At 63.3% G+C, this 21,511-nt stretch carries 20 protein-coding genes and 2 pseudogenes; 15 read left to right on the forward strand and 7 right to left on the reverse strand.

Translation table 11 applies throughout. From position 1 onward, the window contains the following. The first annotated feature begins 4 nt into the window (after positions 1–4). From ACFXS9_RS18060 to ACFXS9_RS18075, 4 genes are all read left to right on the forward strand, one after another. Positions 5–1,168: a M20 aminoacylase family protein gene (locus ACFXS9_RS18060; protein WP_392690802.1), complete on the forward strand. Its 1,164-nt coding sequence runs from the start codon at positions 5–7 to the stop codon at positions 1,166–1,168. A gap of 1 nt (position 1,169) precedes the next feature. Continuing rightward, positions 1,170–2,591 (forward strand): amidase, encoded by a 1,422-nt coding sequence (locus ACFXS9_RS18065; RefSeq protein ID WP_392690804.1) that lies wholly within the window; start codon positions 1,170–1,172, stop codon positions 2,589–2,591. A 152-nt stretch (positions 2,592–2,743) separates the two neighbouring features. Further along, on the forward strand, positions 2,744–3,634 hold the full coding sequence (locus tag ACFXS9_RS18070) for a crotonase/enoyl-CoA hydratase family protein (RefSeq protein WP_392690806.1): 891 nt from the start codon (positions 2,744–2,746) through the stop codon (positions 3,632–3,634). Continuing rightward, the gene (locus tag ACFXS9_RS18075; RefSeq protein WP_392690808.1) at positions 3,631–4,308 is read left to right on the forward strand and encodes an esterase/lipase family protein; all 678 of its coding nucleotides are present in this window, start codon (positions 3,631–3,633) and stop codon (positions 4,306–4,308) included. The genes ACFXS9_RS18070 and ACFXS9_RS18075 overlap by 4 nt, the downstream gene beginning before the upstream one ends. Before the next feature lie 602 nt (positions 4,309–4,910). On the opposite strand, the pseudogene ACFXS9_RS18080 reads toward ACFXS9_RS18075, so the two are convergent. Further along, positions 4,911–5,886 (reverse strand): annotated as a pseudogene (locus ACFXS9_RS18080) (NADPH:quinone oxidoreductase family protein). Further along, positions 5,886–6,506: a 2-hydroxychromene-2-carboxylate isomerase gene (locus ACFXS9_RS18085; protein ID WP_392690810.1), complete on the reverse strand. Its 621-nt coding sequence runs from the start codon at positions 6,504–6,506 to the stop codon at positions 5,886–5,888. Before ACFXS9_RS18085 ends, ACFXS9_RS18080 begins: the two are co-directional and overlap by 1 nt. A 165-nt stretch (positions 6,507–6,671) precedes the next feature. Between ACFXS9_RS18085 and ACFXS9_RS18090 the strand changes: the two genes are divergently transcribed. Continuing rightward, the gene (locus tag ACFXS9_RS18090; protein WP_392690812.1) at positions 6,672–7,694 is read left to right on the forward strand and encodes a methionine synthase; all 1,023 of its coding nucleotides are present in this window, start codon (positions 6,672–6,674) and stop codon (positions 7,692–7,694) included. A gap of 141 nt (positions 7,695–7,835) precedes the next feature. Here ACFXS9_RS18090 and ACFXS9_RS18095 read toward each other — a convergent pair whose 3' ends face one another. From ACFXS9_RS18095 to ACFXS9_RS18105, 3 genes are all read right to left on the reverse strand, one after another. After that, positions 7,836–8,450: a hypothetical protein gene (locus tag ACFXS9_RS18095; protein ID WP_392690814.1), complete on the reverse strand. Its 615-nt coding sequence runs from the start codon at positions 8,448–8,450 to the stop codon at positions 7,836–7,838. 139 nt (positions 8,451–8,589) lie between these two features. Next, a complete protein-coding gene (gene gpt, locus ACFXS9_RS18100; RefSeq protein WP_028349883.1) occupies positions 8,590–9,108 on the reverse strand; it encodes a xanthine phosphoribosyltransferase in 519 nt (172 codons plus the stop codon). A gap of 41 nt (positions 9,109–9,149) precedes the next feature. After that, on the reverse strand, positions 9,150–9,890 hold the full coding sequence (locus tag ACFXS9_RS18105) for a competence/damage-inducible protein A (protein ID WP_392690816.1): 741 nt from the start codon (positions 9,888–9,890) through the stop codon (positions 9,150–9,152). Positions 9,891–10,109: 219 nt separating this feature from the next. On the opposite strand from ACFXS9_RS18105, the gene ACFXS9_RS18110 reads away from it, so the two are divergent. From ACFXS9_RS18110 to ACFXS9_RS18135, 6 genes and pseudogenes are all read left to right on the forward strand, one after another. Continuing rightward, entirely contained in the window at positions 10,110–11,528 is a 1,419-nt protein-coding gene (locus tag ACFXS9_RS18110; RefSeq protein ID WP_392690817.1) for a circularly permuted type 2 ATP-grasp protein, read from the forward strand. A 16-nt stretch (positions 11,529–11,544) separates the two neighbouring features. Next, positions 11,545–12,489 carry an alpha-E domain-containing protein gene (locus ACFXS9_RS18115; RefSeq protein WP_065748002.1) on the forward strand — a complete coding sequence of 315 codons (945 nt, stop codon included), beginning with the start codon at positions 11,545–11,547 and terminating at the stop codon, positions 12,487–12,489. Positions 12,490–12,648: 159 nt separating this feature from the next. Beyond that, positions 12,649–13,492: pseudogene (locus ACFXS9_RS18120) on the forward strand (transglutaminase domain-containing protein). Positions 13,493–13,829: 337 nt separating this feature from the next. After that, positions 13,830–14,588 (forward strand): peptidase, encoded by a 759-nt coding sequence (locus ACFXS9_RS18125; protein WP_392690818.1) that lies wholly within the window; start codon positions 13,830–13,832, stop codon positions 14,586–14,588. Between the two features lie 13 nt (positions 14,589–14,601). After that, complete coding sequence (locus ACFXS9_RS18130; RefSeq protein WP_392690819.1) at positions 14,602–15,366, forward strand: SDR family oxidoreductase; 765 nt, start codon at positions 14,602–14,604, stop codon at positions 15,364–15,366. A 103-nt stretch (positions 15,367–15,469) separates the two neighbouring features. Continuing rightward, positions 15,470–16,720 carry a NupC/NupG family nucleoside CNT transporter gene (locus ACFXS9_RS18135; RefSeq protein WP_392690821.1) on the forward strand — a complete coding sequence of 417 codons (1,251 nt, stop codon included), beginning with the start codon at positions 15,470–15,472 and terminating at the stop codon, positions 16,718–16,720. A 95-nt stretch (positions 16,721–16,815) separates the two neighbouring features. Here ACFXS9_RS18135 and ACFXS9_RS18140 read toward each other — a convergent pair whose 3' ends face one another. Together ACFXS9_RS18140 and ACFXS9_RS18145 are read right to left on the reverse strand one after the other, a co-directional pair. Further along, a complete protein-coding gene (locus tag ACFXS9_RS18140; RefSeq protein WP_392690823.1) occupies positions 16,816–17,355 on the reverse strand; it encodes a cupin domain-containing protein in 540 nt (179 codons plus the stop codon). 156 nt (positions 17,356–17,511) lie between these two features. Continuing rightward, positions 17,512–17,799 (reverse strand): usg protein, encoded by a 288-nt coding sequence (locus ACFXS9_RS18145; RefSeq protein WP_212422107.1) that lies wholly within the window; start codon positions 17,797–17,799, stop codon positions 17,512–17,514. A 382-nt stretch (positions 17,800–18,181) separates the two neighbouring features. On the opposite strand from ACFXS9_RS18145, the gene ACFXS9_RS18150 reads away from it, so the two are divergent. The 4 genes from ACFXS9_RS18150 to ACFXS9_RS18165 all read left to right on the forward strand — a co-directional run bounded on the left by ACFXS9_RS18150 (position 18,182) and on the right by ACFXS9_RS18165 (position 21,492). Further along, complete coding sequence (locus ACFXS9_RS18150; RefSeq protein WP_392690825.1) at positions 18,182–18,496, forward strand: co-chaperone GroES; 315 nt, start codon at positions 18,182–18,184, stop codon at positions 18,494–18,496. An 89-nt stretch (positions 18,497–18,585) separates the two neighbouring features. Then, entirely contained in the window at positions 18,586–20,226 is a 1,641-nt protein-coding gene (gene groL, locus ACFXS9_RS18155; protein WP_392690827.1) for a chaperonin GroEL, read from the forward strand. 388 nt (positions 20,227–20,614) lie between these two features. Continuing rightward, positions 20,615–21,067, forward strand: a complete 453-nt coding sequence (locus tag ACFXS9_RS18160; protein ID WP_392690829.1) for a phasin — start codon at positions 20,615–20,617, stop codon at positions 21,065–21,067. 209 nt (positions 21,068–21,276) lie between these two features. Then, complete coding sequence (locus ACFXS9_RS18165; RefSeq protein ID WP_392690831.1) at positions 21,277–21,492, forward strand: hypothetical protein; 216 nt, start codon at positions 21,277–21,279, stop codon at positions 21,490–21,492. Positions 21,493–21,511: the final 19 nt, after the last annotated feature.

Below are 21,511 nucleotides of genomic sequence, written 5' to 3' on the forward strand. Positions count from 1 at the left end.
AGACATGCCCATCATCGAACGCATCGGCGGCTATGCCGAGGAACTCACCGCTATCCGCCGCGATCTGCATGCCCATCCCGAGATCGGTTTTGAGGAAGTGCGCACCTCCGGCATCGTCGCCGAGAAGCTGAAGGGATGGGGCATCGAGGTCCATCGCGGCCTCGGCGGTACCGGCGTGATCGGCGTGCTCAAGGGCAAGGGCGATGGCGGCAAGCGCATCGGCCTGCGCGCCGACATGGACGCGCTGCCGATGGAAGAGAATACCAACCTGAAATGGCGCTCGACCATTCCCGGCCGCTTCCACGGCTGCGGTCATGACGGCCACACCACGATACTGCTCGGCACCGCGCGCTATCTGGCCGAGACGAAGAATTTTGACGGCACCGTGCATTTCATCTTCCAGCCCGCCGAGGAAGGCCTCGGCGGCGCGCGCGCCATGATCAAGGACGGCTTGTTCCAGAAATTTCCATGTGACGAGGTCTATGGCCTGCACAACGCGCCGGATCTCAATCACGGCGAGATCGCGATCCTGCCCGGACCGGCGATGGCAGGCGCCGATTTCTTCGACATCACGATCCAGGGCTATGGCGCGCATGGCGCGATGCCGGAGCGCTCCAAGGATGCGGTGGTGATCGCGACCACGCTGGCCCAAGCCCTGCAGACCATCGTCAGCCGCAACGTCGATCCCTTGAAGTCTGCGGTGCTGTCGGTCACGCAGATCCATGCCGGCTCCGCCAACAACGTGATCCCCGGCGAAGCCAGGCTCGGCGGCACGGTGCGCGCCTTCGACGACGGCGTGCGCGCGCTGATCCGCGAGCGCATGCGCAAGATCTGCGCCGGCGTTGCCGCCTCGTTCGAGTGCGAGATCACGGTCGACATCCGCGACACGTTCAGCGTCCTCGTCAACGAGGAAGAACAGTCCAGGGTGGTCGAAGCAGTGGCGAAGACCGTGGTCGATCCGTCCAAGGTGCTCACGCGCTCGCAGCCGAAGATGGGGAGCGAGGATTTCGCCGACATGATGCAGGTGGTGCCCGGCGCCTATTTCTGGATCGGCCACGACGGCTCGGTGCCCGTGCACAATGCCGGCTACGTCCTCGACGACAAGATCCTGCCGATCGGCGCCAGCATGTTCGCCCGCATCATCGAAACCCGACTCCCGGTAGGTTAGCATGCATAAACCAGCCCCCGAGGAAGAAGTCACCTTGCTGCATGACCTCTCCGCCACCGACCTGATCGCCGGCTATCGCGCCAGGCAGTTCTCGCCGTCGGAAGTGCTGGACGAAGTGATCGAGCACGTCGCGGCGTGGGAGCCGCACATCAAAGCGCTCTATTTGTTCGATCCCGACGGCGCCCGCGCTGCCGCGAAGGCTTCGACCGACCGCTGGCAGAGGGAAGAGCCCGCAGGCGCGCTCGACGGCGTGCCTGTTACCGTCAAGGACAATATCGCGACCAAGGACCAGCCGATCCCGCTGGGGGCCGCCAGTGTCAGGTTGGTACCGGCAGAGAAGGATGCGCCGCCGGCCGCGCGGTTGCGTGAATCCGGCGCCATCATATTCTCCAAAACGACGATGCCGGATTACGGCATGCTGTCGTCCGGCCTCTCCAGCTTCCACCCGCTCACCCGCAACCCCTGGGATCTAGCCAAGAACCCCGGCGGCTCTTCTTCGGGCGCGGGCGCGGCGGGCGCGGCCGGCTACGGCCCGCTGCATCTGGGCACCGACATCGGCGGCTCGGTACGGCTGCCGGCCTGCTGGTGTGGTCTCGTCGCGCTGAAGCCGAGCCTCGGGCGCGTTCCGATCGATCCGCCCTATGTCGGCCGGGTCGCAGGTCCCATGACCCGCACCGTCGACGACGCGGCGCTGATGATGTGCGTGCTGGCGAAACCCGATCGCCGCGACGGCATGAGCCTGCCGGCCGACAGCAGCATCCACTGGAAGACGCTCGACAAGTCGCCGCGCAAGCTGCGCATCGGCCTGATGCTCGATCCCGGCGCCGGCCAGCCGCTTGAGCAGGAAGTGCGTGACGTAGCCGTCAACGCTGCCAAGGCGTTCGAATCCGCCGGCGCGATCGTCACCGAAGTCAACGGCATCCTGACGCGCGAGATGCTCGACGGGCTCGATAATTTCTGGCGGGCCCGGTTGTGGGACGATCTCTCAAAGCTTTCGCCCGAGGAGCGCGGCAAGACGCTGCCTTACATCAACAAATGGGCAGAAGCCGGCGCAAAGCTTTCCGGTGTCGACGTCGTCAGGGGTTTTAACGCCACCATGGCGATCCGCGCCGCGGCAGCAAAGCTATTCCACGAACTCGACTACGTGATCTCTCCGGTGTCGCCGGTGGTGAACTTCCCGGCCGAGTTCGCAGCACCGATCAACGATCCCGACAGGCCGTTCGAGCATATCTGCTATACCGTGCCGTGGAATATGGCGGAAAACCCGGCACTCTCCATCAATGGCGGATACGACGCCAAGGGATTTCCGATCGGCGTGCAGATCATCGGCCGCCGCTTCGACGATCTCGGCGTGCTCGGCATGGCCAAGGCATTCGAAGGCCTGCGCGGTGCGCAGCGGCCGTGGCCGTCGCCGCCGAAGTAACGGGCTAACAGTCTCCGTCATGGCCGGGCTTGTCCCGGCCATCTACGTCTTTACGCTGTCGATGGACAGAAAAGTCGTGGATGCCCGGCACAAGGGCGGGCATGACGATGTGTTGAGCAAGCGAACAAGAAACACACAGGAAGGAACATCCGATGGCGTATGAGACCATCACGTACGAGGTCGACGATCAAATTCTCACCATCACGCTGAACCGGCCCGACAAGCTCAACGCCTTCAACGGCACCATGCAGCAGGAACTGATCGACGCCTTCGACGCCGCCGACAAGGACGACAATGTCCGCGCCATCATCGTCACCGGCGCGGGCCGCGGCTTCTGCGCCGGTGCCGATCTTTCTTCCGGCGCCAATACGTTCGACCGCGACGCGCGGCATGGCCCGGTGAAGCGGCTCGCGAGCGGCGCGGTCGATTACAGCGATCCCATGGTGCGCGACGGTGGCGGCCAGGTGACGCTGCGCATCTTCAAGTGCTTAAAGCCGGTGATCGCGGCCGTGAACGGGCCAGCGGTCGGCATCGGCGTCACCATGCAGCTCGCGATGGACATTCGCATCGCGTCGGAGGCCGCGCGGTTCGGCTTCGTGTTCTCCCAACGCGGCATCGTGCCGGAAGCCGCCTCGAGCTGGTTCCTGCCGCGCATCGTCGGCATCTCGCAGGCGCTGGAATGGTGCTATTCGGGCCGCGTGTTCCCGGCACAGGAAGCGCTCGCCGGCCGTCTCGTCAGCAAGGTGGTGCCGCCGGACGATCTGCTGCCGACCGCACGCGCGCTCGCCAAGGAATTCGCCGCCAAGACCGCGCCGGTTTCGGTCGCGCTGATCCGGCAGATGATGTGGCGCATGCTGGGCGCTGACGATCCGATGGAAGCCCACAAGGTCGACAGCCGCGGCATCTACGCCCGCGGCCGCTCGGAAGACGTCAAGGAAGGCGTGGTGTCGTTCCTGGAAAAGCGCCCGGCAGAGTTCAAGAACAAGGTGTCGAGCGACATGCCCGACTATTTCCCGTGGTGGCAGGAGCGGGAGTATAAGTGAGCGATCGGCCGGCTTCGGCCGACGCGACGCGAGACGGCGTCGTCCTGCTGCATGGCATCAGCAGGACGGCGCGATCGTTTCGAAGAATGCAGACGGCAATCGAGGCTGCCGGGCTGACGGCGCTTAACCTGGATTATGCGAGCCGCCGAACGGCGCTCGAGGCGCTGGCGGAGGACATCCATCCTTCCATCCAGCGCTTTGCCGATGGCGTCGCCGGTTCCGTCCATTTCGTGTGCCATTCCATGGGTGGACTGCTGGCACGCGTCTACATCGCGAGACACCGGCCGCCACGTCTGGGCCGCGTTGTAATGATCGGCACGCCGAACAGCGGCAGCGAGATCGCCGACCGCCTGAAGAATTTCGGACCCTACCGCGCCTTCTTCGGACCGGCAGGGCAGCAACTCGGCACCCAGCGCGACGCCGCCATCGAAGCGCTGTTTCCGCCGGTCGATTATCCCGTCGGCATCATCGCCGGAAACCGCTCGATCTATCCGATCGCCTCGGCATTCTTGCCGAAGCCGCATGACGGACGGGTGTCGGTGGCGAATACCAAGCTCGACGGCATGACAGGTCACATCGTGATCGGTACGTCGCATCCGTGGCTGGTGCGAAATCGCGTTGCGATAGAGCAGACGATTGCGTTTGTTCGAACCGGCAGCTTTCGCGAGATTTAGCCGAGGCGCGCAGGTCTACGCTGAGTCGGTCGGTCGATCGGCGGCGGGCAAGCTAACGTCGCACGTCGCTTTTTGATCCATGTTCATTGAGCATGGAGCCGCGCTCCCGTCCCGCTGCAATTGCGACATCGCGCTGCGATACTGTAATCATCCAACTACCGGACCGATATCGATGTGCTTTCGCCTGCGGATGCTCATTTTGGCACCCCTCGTCCTCGCCGGCTGCGCCGATCGGGAGGCCGAATGGGCGCGGCGAGGCCGGGAAAGCCTCGTTGGTCTCGACCAATCGGCGATCCGCATGTGTGCCGGTCTGCCCACGGGCACGACAAAGGATGGCCGTGGCGAAATCTGGATGTATGAGCACGCGACCAGTCCTCCCGGCGGGGTACTGCCCCCACTGTCACAATCCCGCCCGGGCTGAACATCGGCGGCCAGCCTCCAGCAGGCTACTGTCGCGTTCAGCTCCGCTTCGTCGCTGGCAAGGTCGCGCAAGTACAGTATGCCGGTGCGACCGATATCGGCAACGCACAGGATGCGGCCTGCGGTCAGATCGTACGAACGTGCTTACGATATGCCGAAGCGCGGTGAGGAAACCTCCGTTGTCATCCCATGGTGAGCGCCACCCTGCCGATCGCCTTGCGGTCGATCAACAGCCGCATCGCTTTCGCGTAATCCTCCAGCGGCAACCGATGCGAGACGTTGGGGCGGATTTTTCCGGCTTCCGCCCACTCCGTCAGCGCCTTGATCCTGATCTCGCCAAGCGCGGGATTTCTCCGCACCGCTTCGCCGGCACGGACGCCAAGCACGCTGGCGCCCTTGATCATCAACAGGTTGGTTTTGGCAAGCCCGATGCCGCCGGTGAAGCCGATGACCAACAGCCGCGCGCCCCAGTTGATGCAGCGCATCGAGTTCTCGAACACCTCGCCGCCGACGGGATCGAACACCACGTCGGCGCCCTGCCCGGCGGTGATGCGCTTGACGGCATCGCGGAACGGCTCCTGGTCGTAGCGCACGAGATGATCGGCGCCTCTCGCCTTGGCGATTGCAAGTTTCTCGTCGCTTGACGCGGTCGCAATCACGGTGGCGCCGAGCATCTTGCCGATTTCGACGGCGGCAAGGCCCACGCCGCCGCCGGCGCCGTGCACCAGCAGCACCTCGCCCGGTTGAAGCCGGCCGCGGTCGATCAGCGCGTGATAGGCCGTGCCGTGGCCGGCCAGGGAACGTCGCGCCTTCGGCGTAGTCGAACGTCGATGGCAGCGGCACGAGCTGCGAGGGCGTGGTGACGGCTTCGTCAGCATAGGCACCGTGCCGCATCTTCACGATCACCCGGTCGCCCACCGCAACGCCTTCGACGTCATTAATCTCGACGACATCGCCCGCAGCTTCGACGCCCGGCGTGAACGGCAGTGGCGGCTTGAGCTGATACTCGCCCGCGGCCATCAGGATATCAGGGAAATTGATCCCGGCAGCACGAATGGCCACGCGCACCTGCCCCGGTGCCAGCGGCGCGGAGGCAAATGTTTCCAGACGCAGCCCCTCGGGCGGGCCGAGCTCGCGGCAGACGACAGCTTTCGGCATCAGGCGGCCCGCGCTTTCAGGCGCTCCAGCGCCTCGCGGATCAGCGGCATCCGGTCGTTGCCGAAATACATGTCGGTCTTGCCGACGAAGATGGTCGGCGAACCAAATCCGCCGCGCGCCATCACCTCGTCCGTGTTGGCCTTGAGCTGATCCTTGATCGCCTGCCGGCCGATGCCATCGAAGAATTTGACGGGATCGACGCCGACCTTCTGGCAGATCTCCGTCAGCACTGAATCCTTTGAGATGTCCTTGTCGTCGCCCCAATAGGCCTCGAACACGGCGCGCGCGAACGGCACCATGCGTTCGCCAGGTTCCTGGCCGACCCAGATGCAGCCGCGCATCGCCTTGACGCTGTTCACCGGAAACACCGTCGGCGGCATCTTGATCGCAAGCCCCGCGGACCGCGCCCAGTCGGCGAGGTCCTTCTTCATGTAGCGCGCCTTCAACGGCACCGGCGTCTCGCGAGCGGCATAGACGCTCGGGTTGACGGTGTTGAAGATGCCGCCGACCAGAATCGGCCGCCAGGTGATCGCGACGCCGAGCTCCTTGGCGAGCGGCTGAATGTTGTGGAAGGCGAGATAGGTCCAGGGGCTGGAGCAATCGAAGAAGAATTCGAGCATGGGGTTTCCTTTTGCGTCTTAGTGTTTGGCTGACTGTTTATGCTGTCATTGCGCCGCCCTGTTGCGCCCTCCCAGCGCGCCGGAAGGGTCAACTTGTGTTGTTCTGTACCTTGACCATAAGACATGGCAGACAGGCGCTCAATCAGAACCCATCGGGAGGCTCCCATGCTGTTTCCAACCACGATCGCAGGCTCTCTGCCGAAGCCGGAATGGCTGGCCGAGCCCAACACGCTGTGGGCACCCTGGAAATCGAAGGGTGACGAGCTCGCCCGCGCCAAGCGCGACGCCACCATGTTGGCGGTGAAGCTGCAGGAGGATGCCGGCGTCGATATCGTCACCGAGGGCGAGCAGGCCCGCCAACACTTCGTCCACGGCTTTCTGGAGAAGGTCGAGGGCATCGACTTCGCCCACAAGGTCGAGATGGGCATCCGCAAGGACCGCTACAAGGCGATGGTGCCGCAGGTGACAGCACCGCTGACGCTCAAGGGGCGTGTCCATGCGGATGAAGCCCGCGTCGCCCGCACCCATACCACGCGCAAACTGAAATTCACCCTGCCCGGCCCGATGACCATCGCCGACACCGTCGCCGACCGGTACTACGGCGACAAGGTCAAGATGGCGTTCGCCTTTGCCGAGCTGCTCAACAGCGAGGCCAAGGCGTTGCAGGCGGATGGCGTCGACGTGATCCAGTTTGACGAGCCCGCCTTCAACGTCTTCATGGACGAGGTCTCCGACTGGGGCATCAAGGCATTGGAGCGGGCGGCCGAAGGGCTGACCTGCACCACCGCCGTTCACATCTGCTACGGCTATGGCATCAAGGCCAACACCGACTGGAAGCAGACGCTGGGCAGCGAGTGGCGGCAATACGAGGATATCTTCCCAGCGATCGCGAAAAGCCCGATCCAGCAGGTCGCGATCGAGTGCCGCAACTCGAAAGTGCCGCTGGATCTGCTGGCGCTGCTTCCTGGCAAGGTCATCCAGGCCGGCGTGATCGACGTTGCAAGCGACACGGTGGAGACCGCGGAAGACATCGTTCAGGTGATCGAGGCGGTGTCGAAATTCGTGCCGAAGAGCAACATCGTCGCGACCACCAACTGCGGCATGGCACCGATGCGGAGAGATATCGCGGAGGCGAAGCTGGCCGCGCTCGGCGCGGGCGCAAGGCTGGCGCGGCAGAAGTTGGGGTGATGTTTCCGTCCCCTCTCCCGCTTGCGGAGGAGGGTCAGGGTGGGGGCTCTCTCCACGCGCACGAATCGTGGAGAGAGCCCCCTCTCCAGCTCTCCCCGCAAGCGGGAGAGAGGGCAGACCGCGCAAGCGGCATCGCCCACGCTAACACGCACTCGGATGCAGTACTGGCTGATATCCGGCACTCAGCGCACGCAGCGTTGACGGCGGCGTCAACAGCAATGCGTCATCGAGCGCATCGACCGCCTTGCGATACCCGTCCATCGACCATTGCAGTGCCCTGCCCTGCAGGACCAGAAAACTCTCTTCGCCCCGCTGCACCATCGCGCCGTCAGGCAATTGCGCCACCGGCACTGGCGGCGGATGCAGCCGCTTCTTGCCTCGCTCCAGCCGCTCACCATGCAGCACTGCATCGATCTCCCGCGCACGAATACCCTTCGCGCCATTGCCCTCTTCCCACGCCGCGCGAAAGCGGTTGGCGTCGTCGCGGCGGCAGAAGAAGCATGGGCGGTGCCCGGCGGCGAAAGCGGTCGCCTCGTCGAGAAAGAACAGCTCGGTCCAGCTCCGCCGGCCCATCACGGGCCGCCGCCAACCTCTGAACTCGCAGACGCAGGTGATCCACGCCGGGCTCGACCAGCGCTTCTTCAATAGCGTCTTGGTCGCGGGGTCGTGGATGATGCCGCGGTTACCGGTGAACATACCGCGATGCGGGGTGGCGATGATGTCGCCGGTGGGAGTGACGCGGTTTTGAAGGGGCATCTGTGGCTACCGTCATTCCGGGGCGATGCGCAGCATCGAACTATGGTGCGCAATTGCGCACCTGAGAATCTCGAGATTCTCCGATGTGCAACTGCACATCGTAGTTCGCCTCTTCGAGGCCCCCGGAATGACGAACACCTCACGGACGGATCGGCGGCTGGAACGAGAGCGCGGTGTCCCAGGGAAAATGGATCCAGGTATCCTGCGACACTTCCGTGATGAAAGTATCGACCAGCGGCTTGCCTTTCGGCTTGGCGTAGACGGTGGCGAAATGTGCATCGGGGAGCAACTGCCGCACCAGGCGGCCGGTGGTACCGGTATCGACGAGGTCGTCGACGATCAACAGCCCCTTGCCGGTGCCGCCGCCGAGTTTGGCGACATCGGGCGAGACGCCCTTCAGCACCTGCAGATCACCCTGCTTGTCGTGGTCGTAGCTCGCCACACAGACCGTATCGATCACGCGCAAGCCCAGCTCGCGGGCCACGATTGCGGCCGGCACCAGGCCGCCGCGGGTGATCGCGATCACGGCGTGAAATGGCCCGACCTCGTTGAGCCGCCAGGTCAGCGCCCGGCAATCCCGGTGAAACTGGTCCCAGGACACCGGAAAGGGCCGGCCGGCCTTCGCCCCGGCGCTCGGTTCGTAATTGTTGTCTGCCACGCTGCTTCGCCTTGTCGCTTCGTCCTGTCCTGGCCTGTCTGCTACCGGGTGGTGACGTTCAATGCCGCCAGCATCTCTTTCACCGCGGCCATCGCGGCGTTGAGCTTGTCGGGATCGCGCGAGCGGACGACGAGGTTGGTGTTCGGCTTCTTGTCCTCGTCCATGAACGGATAGCTGCCGATGATGGTGTCGGGATGGGCGATGGCGATCTCCCGTAACGGCCCGCCGATATCGCCTTCGCGCGCATTGGCGCGGACCGAGTCCGACAGCATCCGCACCCCCGATTTCAGCTTGGGCGCGACGATGTCCATCATCGCCTGCATGATCGAGGGGATGCCGGCCATGACTATTACATTGCCGAGCTTGAAACCGGGCGCCAGGATGGTCGCGCTCTGGATCAGTTCGGCGCCGTCGGGCACACGCGCCATGCGCAGCCGCGCCTCGTTCAGATCCTGCTCGCTCCAGCGCTCGCGGAAGCGCGCCACCACCTCCGGGTGATGCCCGATCCCGACACCAAAGGCCTTGGCAACGCTGTCGGCGGTGATGTCGTCATGGGTCGGCCCGATGCCGCCGGTGGTGAAGACGTAGGTGTAGCGATTCCGCAGTGCATTAAGGGCGTCGACAATGTCCGTCTCGTCGTCGGCGACGATGCGGACCTCCTTGAGATCGATCCCGATATTGGTCAGGTATTCGGCGATGAAGCCGATGTTCTTGTCCTTGGTACGGCCGGACAAGATCTCATCGCCGATGACCAGAATACCCGCCGTGACGATCTCGCTCATGACTTCTCCCCACCTGCCCCGTACTTTGCGCAAGCAACGCATTGAAGTCACGGGGGTTTGCTGCCGAAATAAGCACCCGGCAGCCCTTTTTTAGGGCAGCGCGGCCGGCTACCCACACGAAATGCCGCAAGCCAATGCATATCGCGCTGGCCCGAGCCTTGCTACCATCCCGTGAACTCATGCACCGTGCCGCATGGCTTCGAGAGATAGTCAGGATTTATGGCAGTTGCCTTCGATGAAATGAACGGGCCCGGCGGCGACCTCCGCCCGGCCTATCGGGAGCTCTCCCGCTGGCTGAAGGAGACGCCTCCGGATGCCCTGGAATATCGCCGTCAGGAGGCGGAACTGTTGTTCCGTCGGATCGGCATCACCTTCGCCGTTTATGGCGACGCCGAGGCACAGGAGCGGCTGATCCCCTTCGACGTGATCCCGCGAATCATGTCGGCAAAGGAATGGGCCGTTCTGGAGAAGGGCCTGAAGCAACGGGTCCGCGCGCTCAACATGTTCCTGCGCGACATCTATCACGGCCGCGACATCCTGCGCGCGAACATCATTCCCGACGACCTGATCTTCCAAAACCCGGTCTTCCGCCCCGAGATGAACGGCCAGAGCGTGCCGCACGACGTCTACGTCCACATCGCAGGAATCGATATCGTCCGGGTCGACGCCGACAATTTCATCGTGCTGGAAGATAACGCGCGAACGCCCTCGGGCGTGTCCTACATGCTGGAAAACCGCGAAATCATGATGCGGCTGTTTCCGGACCTGTTCGCCCGCCACCGCGTTGCACCTGTCGAGCGATACCCGGACGAATTGCTGTCGGCGCTGCGCTCAGTAGCGCCGCTCTCGGCCTCGGCCGAGCCGACGGTCGCGCTGATGACGCCGGGCGTCTACAATTCCGCCTATTACGAACACTCTTTCCTCGCCGACAAGCTCGGCATCGAGCTGGTCGAGGGCCGCGACCTCATCGTCAAGAACGACGAGGTGTTCATGCGCACCACCGAGGGGCTGAAGCGCGTCGACGTGCTCTACCGCCGCGTCGACGACGATTTCCTCGACCCCCTCACCTTCCGCCCGGATTCGGCGCTCGGCGTGCCCGGGCTGATGTCGGCCTATGCGGCCGGCAATATCACGCTGGCGAACGCGGTCGGCACCGGGATTGCCGACGACAAGGCGATCTATTCCTACATGCCGGAGGTCGTAAAGTTCTATCTCGGCGAAGAACCGATCCTGAAGAACGTGCCGACCTGGCGCTGCCGCGAGCCGAAGGACCTCGCCTATGTGCTCGACAATTTGAGCGAGCTGGTGGTGAAGGAAGTCCACGGCTCCGGCGGCTACGGCATGCTGATCGGCCCGGCCGCGACGAAGGCGACGATCGAGGCGTTCCGCGACAAGCTCAAGCGCGAGCCGGAGGGTTTTATCGCCCAGCCGACGCTGGCGCTCTCGACCTGCCCGACTTGCACCGCCTCCGGCCTCGCCCCGCGCCATGTCGATTTGCGCCCGTTCGTGCTGACCGGCAGCAAGCACGTCACCATCGTGCCGGGCGGACTGACTCGCGTGGCGCTGAAGGAAGGCTCCCTGGTGGTCAACTCCAGCCAGGGCGGCGGCACCAAGGACACCTGGATACTGGACGAATAGAGGGCGAAATCTTCGTATGCTGTCGCGCACTGCCGAAAACCTGTACTGGCTGGCCCGCTATGTCGAGCGCGCCGAATATATCGCGCGCACCATCGATGCGACTTTGCGAGTCACTGCGCTTCCCGCCGCCTATATCGGCAAGACCAATGAGTGGGAATCGGCGCTGCTGACGGCCGGGGTCAGCGCAAGCTTCTATGAGGCCTATCCGGAAGCCACCGAGCAGAACGTTGTCGAATATCTGGCATTCTCGCCTTCCAATCCCTCCTCGATCAAGAACTGCATCGAGGCCGCCCGGCTCAATTCGCGCTCGGTGCGAACCGCGCTGACATCAGAGATGTGGGACACCATCAACTCGGCGTGGATCGAATTGCAGGAGGTCTGGGGCAAGGGCACGTCGAGCCGCGAGGAACTGGCGCGGTTTCTCCGCTTCGTGCAGGAGACCTCGCTGCGGTTCGACGGCTCGGCCTACCGGACCATGCTGCGCAACGACGCCTACTGGTTCTCGCGGCTGGGGCTGCATCTGGAGCGCGCCGACAACACCGCGCGCATTCTCGACGTGAAATATCACGTGCTGCTGCCCGAGGAAGAGCACGTCGGTGGCCCCCTGGACTACTACCAGTGGACCTCGATCCTGCGCTCGGTCTCCGCGCTGACCGCCTATCACTGGGTCTATCGCGAGACGCTAAAGCCGTGGCTGATCGCCGACCTGCTGATCCTCAACGACACGCTGCCACGCTCGCTGGCGAGCTGCTACAGCAATCTGGTGCGCAATCTCGACCAGATCGGCGTCGCCTATGGTCGCCAGGGCGCTGCCCAGCGCCACGCCCGCGGCGTCCGCAACCGGCTTGAACACAGCCATATGGACGATATCTTCCAGCACGGCGTCCATGAGTTCATCCAGGAGTTCATCGCGGACAATTCGCGGCTCGGTGAGATCATCACCAAGCAGTATTTGATTTGAGATTTCGGACGAACAAAACCAAACGCCGTCATGGCCGGGCTTGTCCCGGCCATCCACGTCTTGCTATGCCAACCGAAGAACGTGAATGCCCGGGACATCTAGCGCGAAGACGCGCTTCGCGCTACTGCCCGGGCATGACGATCCGAACCTGGTCAAGCCATGCGCCTGCGAATTGCCCACTCCACCAGCTATCGCTACGAGCCGCCGGCCACGGGCGTGATCCAGATCCTGCGGATGACGCCCGGCAGCCATGACGGGCAGTATGTCGCCGAATGGCAGATCGATGTCTCGACCGACTCTCCGCCTCGACATGCACCAGGATGCATTCGGCAACGTCACGCATGTGCTCACCCACGGGCCGATCGCCGACCTCACCATCCATGTCGAGGGCCTGATCGAGACCCATGACACCGGCGGCGTGCTGCGCGGCTCCGACGAGCGCTTTCCGCCGAGCCTGTTCCTGCGCCAAACTGCGCTGACCGAAGTCAATCCGGCGATGGCGATCTTTGCCCGCGAGCTACGGTCGGAGTCCGATGGCGACATGCTCGGCTTCCTGCATGCGCTGATGGTGCAGATCAACGAGCACATGACGTTCGACGAGGACCCTACCAACTCGGGAACCTCGGCGGCGGAGGCATTCGCGCTCAAGCGCGGCGTCTGCCAGGACTATGCGCACATCTTCATCGCCTGCGCCCGATCCGGCGGCGTTCCGGCGCGCTTCGTCTCCGGCCATTTCCTGCGCTCCGACGGCATGATTCACCAGCCGGCGGGCCACGCCTGGGCGGAAGCCTACGTGGCCGATCTCGGCTGGGTCGGCTTTGATGCCGCCAACGGCATCTGCACCACCGACGCCCATGCGCGCGTCGCGATCGGGCTCGACTATCTCGGCGCGGCGCCAGTGCGCGGCACCCGCTATGGCGGCGGCACGGAAACGCTGACGGTCGCGGTCAAGGTCGAACAGGCCGGGCGGCCGGGTCAGTGGCAGAGCCAGTCGCAGTCGTAAACTTGGCATGTCATTCCGGGATGGCGCGCAAGCACCAGACCTCAGGTGCGCAATTGCGCACCGGGGAATCTCGAGATCCCGGGTTCGCGGTAAGCGCGCCCCGGTTGTAGGCCACCATGCCGTCTTCCCAGGGACCTGCCCGGGCGCCCACGCTGTCCAGCAGTAACAAGGCTGTAATCGAGCCGATCAGCGCTGATTGCCGCATGCGCTCCCCGCCTTCGGTTTGGAGGTTTCACCTGTCGGGCGCATGCCGCGCCACGGGGAATTGGGGTTGGATGGCTCCTCGAAATTGGCTACTAGTTGGCGCCGAAAAATCAGGCGCGTTCGGGGATCGGGAATGACCTATTGCTGCGGAATTCTGGTGCGGGACGGTCTCGTCATGATCGCAGATACGCGCACCAATGCCGGCCTCGACAACGTCTCGACCTTCCGCAAGCTCCATGTTTTCTCAAAACCCGGCGAGCGCATCATGGCGGTCGCCAGCGCCGGCAATCTGGCGATCAGCCAGTCGGTGCTGTCGACGCTGACCGAGGGTATGGAAGATCCGCACACCGGCGAGCTCGAAACGCTGATGAACGCACCGACCATGTTCCAGGCCGCGCAACGCATCGGCCGCGCCATCCGCGCCGTGCACGCCACCGAAGGCGAAGCGCTGCGATCCGAAGAGGTCTCCTTCGACGTCTCCTTCCTGTTCGGCGGCCAGATCAAGGGCTCGCGGATGCGGCTGTTCATGGTCTACACCGCCGGCAATTTCATCGAATGCACCACTGACACACCTTACCTGCAGATCGGCGAGCACAAATACGGCAAGCCGGTGCTGGACCGCGCGATGCATTACGACGTCGAACTGTATGAGGCGCTGAAGACCGGCCTGATCTCGATGGATTCGACCATGCGCTCCAATCTCGGCGTCGGCTTGCCGATCGACGTGCTGGTGGTGCGCGCAGATGCTTGCGAGGCCGACCTTAACCACCGCATCGAGGCCGGCGAGCCCTATTTCCACGACCTGCGTTCGCGCTGGTCGGCGGCCTTGCGGGCTGCACACCAGAATATTCCGAGACCACCCTACAAATCCGAAACAGAAACCAAGAACTGAAGGCGAGGAAACAATGGCCGAAGCAACCAACAAGATCGCGCTCGTGACCGGTGCCGGCACCGGCGTCGGACGCGCGGCGTCGCTGGCGCTGATGAATGCCGGCTTCACCGTGGTGCTCGCCGGGCGTCGCATGGAGATGCTGGAAGAAACCAGGAAGCTCGGCGACAATGTCGGCAAGAGCCTGTGCGTTTCCGCCGACATGACCAAACCCGATTCGATCGCGGCGCTGTTTCAAAAGGTCAAGGACACCTATGGCCGGCTCGACGTTCTCTTCAACAACGCCGGCATGGGCGCGCCGCCGGTCAATTTCGAGGACCTCAGCCTCGAGCAGTGGCAGGCGGTGGTGAACACCAACCTCACCGGCCCGTTCCTGTGCACCCAGCATGCCTTCCGCATCATGAAGGACCAGACCCCGCGCGGCGGCCGCATCATCAACAACGGCTCGATCTCCGCGCACGCGCCGCGACCCTTCTCGGCCGCCTATACGTCGACCAAGCACGCGATCACCGGCCTCACCAAGGCTTCCAACCTCGATGGCCGCATGTACGACATCGCGGTCGGCCAGGTCGACATCGGCAATGCCGCAACCCCAATGACCGACCGCATGGTCGCCGGCCCCGGCGTGATGCAGCCTGATGGCACGATGAAGCACGAACCGCGCATGGACGCGAAGGCGGTCGGCGATGCGGTGGCCTATATGGCCGGCCTGCCGCTTGATGCCAACGTGCTGTTCATGACGGTCATGGCGACCAAGATGCCGTTCGTCGGACGGGGCTGACTTTCGTGCCCCGGGCGCAGCGCACCGCTTCCGGGAACACGAGTTGGGCTTTCACAAATCGACAAGGTTGGCATAATCGCTCCCCAGGGGTTTCGGGGGATTCATGCTGCAACTGCAATCGGCGTTTGGCGTGCTGGCGTTGCTGGCGATCGCATGGGCGTGCGGCGAGAACCGCCGCGCCGTGTCGCTCCGTCAAGTAGCGATCGGGCTGGCCGTCACCATTATTACCGCACTGGTGCTGCTCAAGCTGCCGCCGGTGGCAAAAGCCTTCGGCGCCATCAACGACGCCGTCGGCACGATCGCGGCGGCGACGCGCGCCGGCACTTCCTTCGTGTTCGGGTATCTCGGCGGCGGCGCGCTGCCGTTCGATCTCACGGCGCCGGGCGCGGATTTCATCCTGGCATTTCAGGCGCTGCCGATCGTGCTGGTCATGAGCGTTCTGACCACGCTGCTGTTCTACTGGCGCGTACTGCCCCCGATCGTGCGCGGCATGGCGTGGCTGTTGGAGCGCACGCTCGGCGTCGGCGGCGCGGTCGGGCTATCGGCCGCGGCCAATATCTTTCTCGGCATGGTCGAGGCGCCGCTGTTCATCCGCCCCTATTTGGCGCAACTCACGCGCAGCGAATTGTTCCTGGTGATGACCGGCGGCATGGCTGGCATCGCCGGCACCGTGCTGGTGCTTTACGCCACATTCCTGGCACCGCTGATCCCCGATGCTGCCGCGCATTTCGTCATTGCGTCGGTGTTGGGCGCGCCGGCCGCGATCCTGATCAGCCTGATCATGGTGCCGGAGACTTCCGATAAGCGCACTGGCGGTTCGCTCGGAGATCCCGACATGCATGCGTCCTCGACCATGGATGCAATCACCAAGGGCACCGCGGCCGGGCTCGAACTGCTGCTCAACATCGTCGCTATGCTCTTGGTGCTGGTGGCGCTGGTTTATCTCGTCAATGCGATCCTCGGGCTGTTGCCCGAGATCGGCGGCGCCAAAATTTCGCTACAGCGGCTGCTGGGGCTTGTGATGGCGCCGGTGTGCTGGCTGATGGGCCTGCCCTGGCCGCAAGCCGTCACGGCCGGAAGCCTGATGGGCACCAAGACCGTGCTCAACGAGCTGATCGCCTATCTCGACCTCTCGAAACTCGGCACGGACGCGCTCGACCCGCGCTCGCGGCTGATCATGCTCTACGCGATGTGCGGCTTTGCCAACTTCGCCAGCCTCGGCATCATGATCGGCGGCCTCGGCACCATGGCACCGGATCGGCGCGAAGAGATCAATGCGCTGGGGTTGAAGTCGATCGTGTCGGGTACGCTGGCGACGTGTTTGATGGGGGCAGTGGTGGGGGTGATGACCTGACGCGTCATTCCGGGGCGATGCGAAGCATCGAACTATGGTGCGCAATTGCGCACCTGAGGTCTGGTGCTTGCGCACCATCCCGGAATGACCGCATCTCAACTCGCCAATTCCACCGTCTTGAACTCCGCCGGCAAAATCACCTCCAGCAACTCGACGTCATCGGAGTAATCCATGATCAGATGCCTGATGCGCGGCGGCTGGGTCCAGGCGCTGCCTTCTTTCATCAGCGTCTCGCCCTGCCCTTCCATATAGGTCTTCACCCAACCCTTGAGCACATAGACCATCTGGAATTCGACGTCGTGGTAATGCAGCTTTGAAACTTCCGCCGGGTTGCACGGGCCGATCAGGCGGATGACGTGCGCCTGCGCCAGGCCGTGCGTGGCGTCGGCGATCCCGAGGTCGCGATACTTTGCGTAAGTGCGCAGGCCGTCGGCCTTGAAATCTTCTTCGCGGTGATGGCTGATGGCGATGCGCTGCTTCGGCCGTGCCTTCTTGGTCGCCTTGGCTTTCGATACGCGTCCCTTGGATTTGAGGGTTTTGCGTGCCGGGGATTTGGCGGCCATCTTGTGGCCCGACCATTTCTTTTTCACCGCGGGCTGTGCCGCAGGCCGTGATGCCGCCTTCTGCTTGGCCATGTGTACCTCCCTTTGTTGTTTGTCGCGGAAGGCTAACACAAATCGGATTTCGTAGGGTGGGCAAAGGCGCGCTTGCGCCGTGCCCACCATCTATCCAGGCGTTTGGCTTGCAATGGTGGGCACGCTTCGCATTGCTCACCCTACGAGACCTGCAGTTCAATGCAGCCTGAACACACCGTCGACTGCACGCAGCTCAGCCGGCTTGATCAGCCTGGAATGCGCCACCGTCACGGAATACAGCGGGCCATCAAGCTTTTCCTGCCAGAACGCGAGGAAGTCCTTCAGCGCCGGGAATTTCGGAAACAGATCGTAATTCTGCCAGACATAGGTCTGCAGCAATGAGGGGTGATCCGGCATCCGATACAGAATTTGCGCCGTCGTCAGCCCGTAACCCAGCACCTGCTTCCGGAAGTCGTCGGAAGCAACTCCAACCCGCGAGACCATGCCAAACCTCCATTGCTGGAAGCGCATTTCACGTGGTGGCCACACACCGAGCCACCCCGGCGGAGATGCGCTCACATGAGAGAAATGTGACGCACGATACCAACCCATCACAAGCCTAAATGTTTAATGAACTGTTGAAAATTCCCGCGTTAGCAGCAGCTTACCGCACGTGCTAATACGGGGTCCGGAGGCTTCCCCGGCCGCATTAATCATGCCGAACAAAATTGGCAGGCGACATATTTGAGTGCCAATTTTTCTGCTAGAAGCCCTTGTCCCCCGAAGAATACTGGCCTAAATCAGCCGCAGCCGGATTGGCACTCGCTGGTCCGGACTGCCAAAATTCCAAAATTCTACAACATTCCCAGACGTTTAGGAGGACTGCATGAACTTCCGTCCGCTTCACGACCGCGTCGTCGTCAAACGCATCGACGCCGAAGAGAAGACCGCTGGCGGCATCATCATTCCGGACAGTGCCAAGGAAAAGCCCTCCCAGGGCGAAGTCATCGCCGTCGGCCCGGGTGGCCGCGACGAAGCCGGCAAGCTGATCCCGATCGACCTCAAGGTCGGCGACCGCGTCCTGTTCGGCAAATGGTCGGGCACCGAGGTCAAGATCGACGGCCAGGAACTCCTGATCATGAAGGAGTCCGACATCATGGGCGTGCTCGACGCCTCCGCCGCCAAGAAGAAGGCCGCCTAAGACATCGCCTGCCACGCTCACCCTGAGGAGCGCCCGCAAGGCGCCTCCCCGACAGGGTGAGAAACAAAGATCAACTCAGGGAAACCAATATGTCAGCCAAAGAAGTTAAATTCGGCGTCGATGCCCGCGACCGCATGCTGCGCGGCGTCGACATCCTCAACAACGCCGTCAAGGTGACGCTCGGCCCCAAGGGCCGCAACGTCGTGCTCGACAAGTCGTTCGGCGCTCCCCGCATCACCAAGGACGGCGTCACCGTCGCCAAGGAGATCGAGCTCGACGACAAGTTCGAGAACATGGGCGCACAGATGGTGCGCGAAGTCGCCTCCAAGTCCGCTGATGCGGCCGGCGACGGCACCACCACCGCGACCGTGCTCGCGGCTGCGATCGTCCGTGAAGGCGCCAAGTCGGTTGCCGCCGGCATGAACCCGATGGACCTGAAGCGCGGTATCGACCTGGCAGTGGAAGCCGTGGTCGCCGACCTCGTCAAGAACTCCAAGAAGGTCACCTCGAACGAGGAAATCGCCCAGGTCGGCACCATCTCCGCCAACGGCGACGCCGAAATCGGCAAGTTCCTGGCTGACGCCATGAAGAAGGTCGGCAACGAGGGCGTGATCACGGTTGAGGAAGCGAAATCGCTCGAGACCGAACTCGACGTCGTCGAAGGCATGCAGTTCGACCGCGGCTACATCTCGCCCTACTTCGTTACCAACGCCGACAAGATGCGCGTTGAAATGGACGATGCCTACATCCTGATCAACGAGAAGAAGCTCTCCTCGCTGAACGAGCTGCTGCCGCTGCTCGAAGCCGTGGTGCAGACCGGCAAGCCGCTGGTCATCGTCGCCGAAGACGTCGAAGGCGAAGCCCTCGCCACCCTCGTCGTCAACCGCCTGCGTGGTGGTCTGAAGGTCGCGGCCGTCAAGGCTCCGGGCTTCGGCGATCGCCGCAAGGCCATGCTGCAGGACATCGCGGTGCTGACCGGTGGTCAGGCGATCTCGGAAGATCTCGGCATCAAGCTCGAGAACGTCACGCTGCAGATGCTCGGTCGTGCCAAGAAGGTGATGATCGACAAGGAAAACACCACGATCGTCAACGGCGCCGGCAAGAAGGCCGACATCGAGGCGCGCGTGCAGCAGATCAAGGCGCAGATCGAGGAAACCACCTCGGACTACGACCGTGAAAAGCTGCAGGAGCGTCTGGCCAAGCTCGCGGGCGGCGTAGCCGTGATCCGCGTCGGCGGCGCGACCGAAGTCGAGGTGAAGGAGCGCAAGGATCGCGTGGATGACGCGATGCATGCGACCCGTGCGGCGGTTGAAGAAGGCATCGTGCCGGGCGGCGGCGTCGCCCTGCTCCGCGCCTCCGAGCAGCTCAAGCGCCTCAAGACCCAGAACGACGACCAGAAGACCGGCGTCGAGATCGTACGCAAGGCGCTCTCCGCGCCGGCCCGCCAGATCGCGATCAACGCCGGTGAAGACGGCTCCGTCATCGTCGGCAAGATCCTCGAGAAGGAGCAGTACTCCTACGGCTTCGACTCGCAGAACGGCGAATACGGCAATCTGGTCTCCAAGGGCATCATCGACCCGACCAAGGTGGTCCGTGCGGCGATCCAGAACGCGGCTTCCGTCGCGGCTCTCCTGATCACCACCGAAGCCATGATCGCCGAACTGCCGAAGAAGAACGCCGGCGGCCCCGCAATGCCCCCGGGCGGCGGCATGGGCGGCATGGACTTCTGATCCAGCCACTCAGGCGGTACGAGAATGCAAAACCCCGGCAGAAATGCCGGGGTTTTTTGTTTGGGCGGATCCGACCGCAACGGCGCAGTGTTTCTGCAACGTCACGCTGACGCAAAACCTTCCCGCCGCTTGAGATATCCCGGTTATACACAGCGCGGTGTAAAATATACCAGCGTATGCGTTGACAACTTCGAAAAAACTTTTCGCGAGAGTCGCAAACCGAACCGACAGTGCCGCTCTCCTCAAGCAAAGTTGTATCGGGTCGGGGCTAAATCAAAGCTCATCCAAAATCTGGTCCAACACGGAGCGTGAGCTCTCGTGACGCGAGCGTGCGTCACGAGGAATGCTTTCGCTCGCGAAGGAGTAATGCTCTGTGAGTGAAAGCGAAATGAAAGTCACACTGAACGGAACCAATGTTTTCGGCATGCCGTTGCCGGACTTCTCGAAGATCGGCTGGCCCGGCGTAAGCGGCGAGCTTGCCGAGCAGGGTTTCGCCCGCGCACGGGAAAACTACGAGAAGATCAAGGCCGCGTCGGCGGAGATGACGGAAGCGGTGCGCGAGACCTATTCGAGCAACGCCAGAGGCGCGACCGACTACGGGTTGAAGGTGTTCGAAATCTCCAACGCCAATGCCACCGCGGCGCTCGACTTCTTCGCCCATCTCGTCGGCAGCAAGTCGCCCAGCGATGTCTTGACCGTATCCGCGGCGCAAGCGCGCAAGGCGTTCGACACCGCTTCTGACCAGAACAGGGAATTGTGGGTGCTCGCCCAGAAGCTTGCGACGGAAACGGGTGAGCCGATCAGGAAGCACTTCACCAAGGTTCTCCAGAAAGCCGGCTAAAAGCCCGGCGTTCAATTCACACCCGAGACTACGTCAAGGAGGGATCCGGCCGGTTGGAACGAGTCCAAGCGATGAGCATGCGGCCCACTACCCGATGCTCGATCAGACGCGGTGCGCGATGCCCCCCAAGTAACCCGCACCGACAAGTGGCGCACTCCAACCGGCCGGTGCTTTTTTCAAACAACAAACCAATCTCCAGGGAGGGCGATATGGGAATGGTCATGGTCAAATGTCCGCGGACCGGACATGCGATTCCCACCGGCATCAAGACTGATCGCGAGAGCTTTAGCCGCAGCGCAGTGTTTTTCTCACGGACCCGTTGCGTGATCTGCCACGCCGATCACGCCTGGTTTGCCCGTGAAGCCTGGGTCGACGAGCCGAGCATCCGTGTGCGGCACCGCAGCGCACCGACACAGATCGCGTGATGATCGCGATGGAGGGACG

This window comes from Bradyrhizobium sp. RDI18 (assembly GCF_043203335.1).
GTDB lineage: Bacteria > Pseudomonadota > Alphaproteobacteria > Rhizobiales > Xanthobacteraceae > Bradyrhizobium > Bradyrhizobium retamae.

Coding starts and splice junctions, on each gene's coding strand:
- ACFXS9_RS18060 (WP_392690802.1), top strand. CDS start 5: ATGCCCATCATCGAACGCATCGGCGGCTATGCCGAGGAACTCACCGCT.
- ACFXS9_RS18065 (WP_392690804.1), top strand. CDS start 1,170: ATGCATAAACCAGCCCCCGAGGAAGAAGTCACCTTGCTGCATGACCTC.
- ACFXS9_RS18070 (WP_392690806.1), top strand. CDS start 2,744: ATGGCGTATGAGACCATCACGTACGAGGTCGACGATCAAATTCTCACC.
- ACFXS9_RS18085 (WP_392690810.1), bottom strand. CDS start 6,506: ATGCTCGAATTCTTCTTCGATTGCTCCAGCCCCTGGACCTATCTCGCC.
- ACFXS9_RS18090 (WP_392690812.1), top strand. CDS start 6,672: ATGCTGTTTCCAACCACGATCGCAGGCTCTCTGCCGAAGCCGGAATGG.
- ACFXS9_RS18095 (WP_392690814.1), bottom strand. CDS start 8,450: ATGCCCCTTCAAAACCGCGTCACTCCCACCGGCGACATCATCGCCACC.
- ACFXS9_RS18105 (WP_392690816.1), bottom strand. CDS start 9,890: ATGAGCGAGATCGTCACGGCGGGTATTCTGGTCATCGGCGATGAGATC.
- ACFXS9_RS18110 (WP_392690817.1), top strand. CDS start 10,110: ATGGCAGTTGCCTTCGATGAAATGAACGGGCCCGGCGGCGACCTCCGC.
- ACFXS9_RS18115 (WP_065748002.1), top strand. CDS start 11,545: ATGCTGTCGCGCACTGCCGAAAACCTGTACTGGCTGGCCCGCTATGTC.
- ACFXS9_RS18125 (WP_392690818.1), top strand. CDS start 13,830: ATGACCTATTGCTGCGGAATTCTGGTGCGGGACGGTCTCGTCATGATC.
- ACFXS9_RS18130 (WP_392690819.1), top strand. CDS start 14,602: ATGGCCGAAGCAACCAACAAGATCGCGCTCGTGACCGGTGCCGGCACC.
- ACFXS9_RS18135 (WP_392690821.1), top strand. CDS start 15,470: ATGCTGCAACTGCAATCGGCGTTTGGCGTGCTGGCGTTGCTGGCGATC.
- ACFXS9_RS18140 (WP_392690823.1), bottom strand. CDS start 17,355: ATGGCCAAGCAGAAGGCGGCATCACGGCCTGCGGCACAGCCCGCGGTG.
- ACFXS9_RS18145 (WP_212422107.1), bottom strand. CDS start 17,799: ATGGTCTCGCGGGTTGGAGTTGCTTCCGACGACTTCCGGAAGCAGGTG.
- ACFXS9_RS18150 (WP_392690825.1), top strand. CDS start 18,182: ATGAACTTCCGTCCGCTTCACGACCGCGTCGTCGTCAAACGCATCGAC.
- groL (WP_392690827.1), top strand. CDS start 18,586: ATGTCAGCCAAAGAAGTTAAATTCGGCGTCGATGCCCGCGACCGCATG.
- ACFXS9_RS18160 (WP_392690829.1), top strand. CDS start 20,615: ATGAAAGTCACACTGAACGGAACCAATGTTTTCGGCATGCCGTTGCCG.
- ACFXS9_RS18165 (WP_392690831.1), top strand. CDS start 21,277: ATGGGAATGGTCATGGTCAAATGTCCGCGGACCGGACATGCGATTCCC.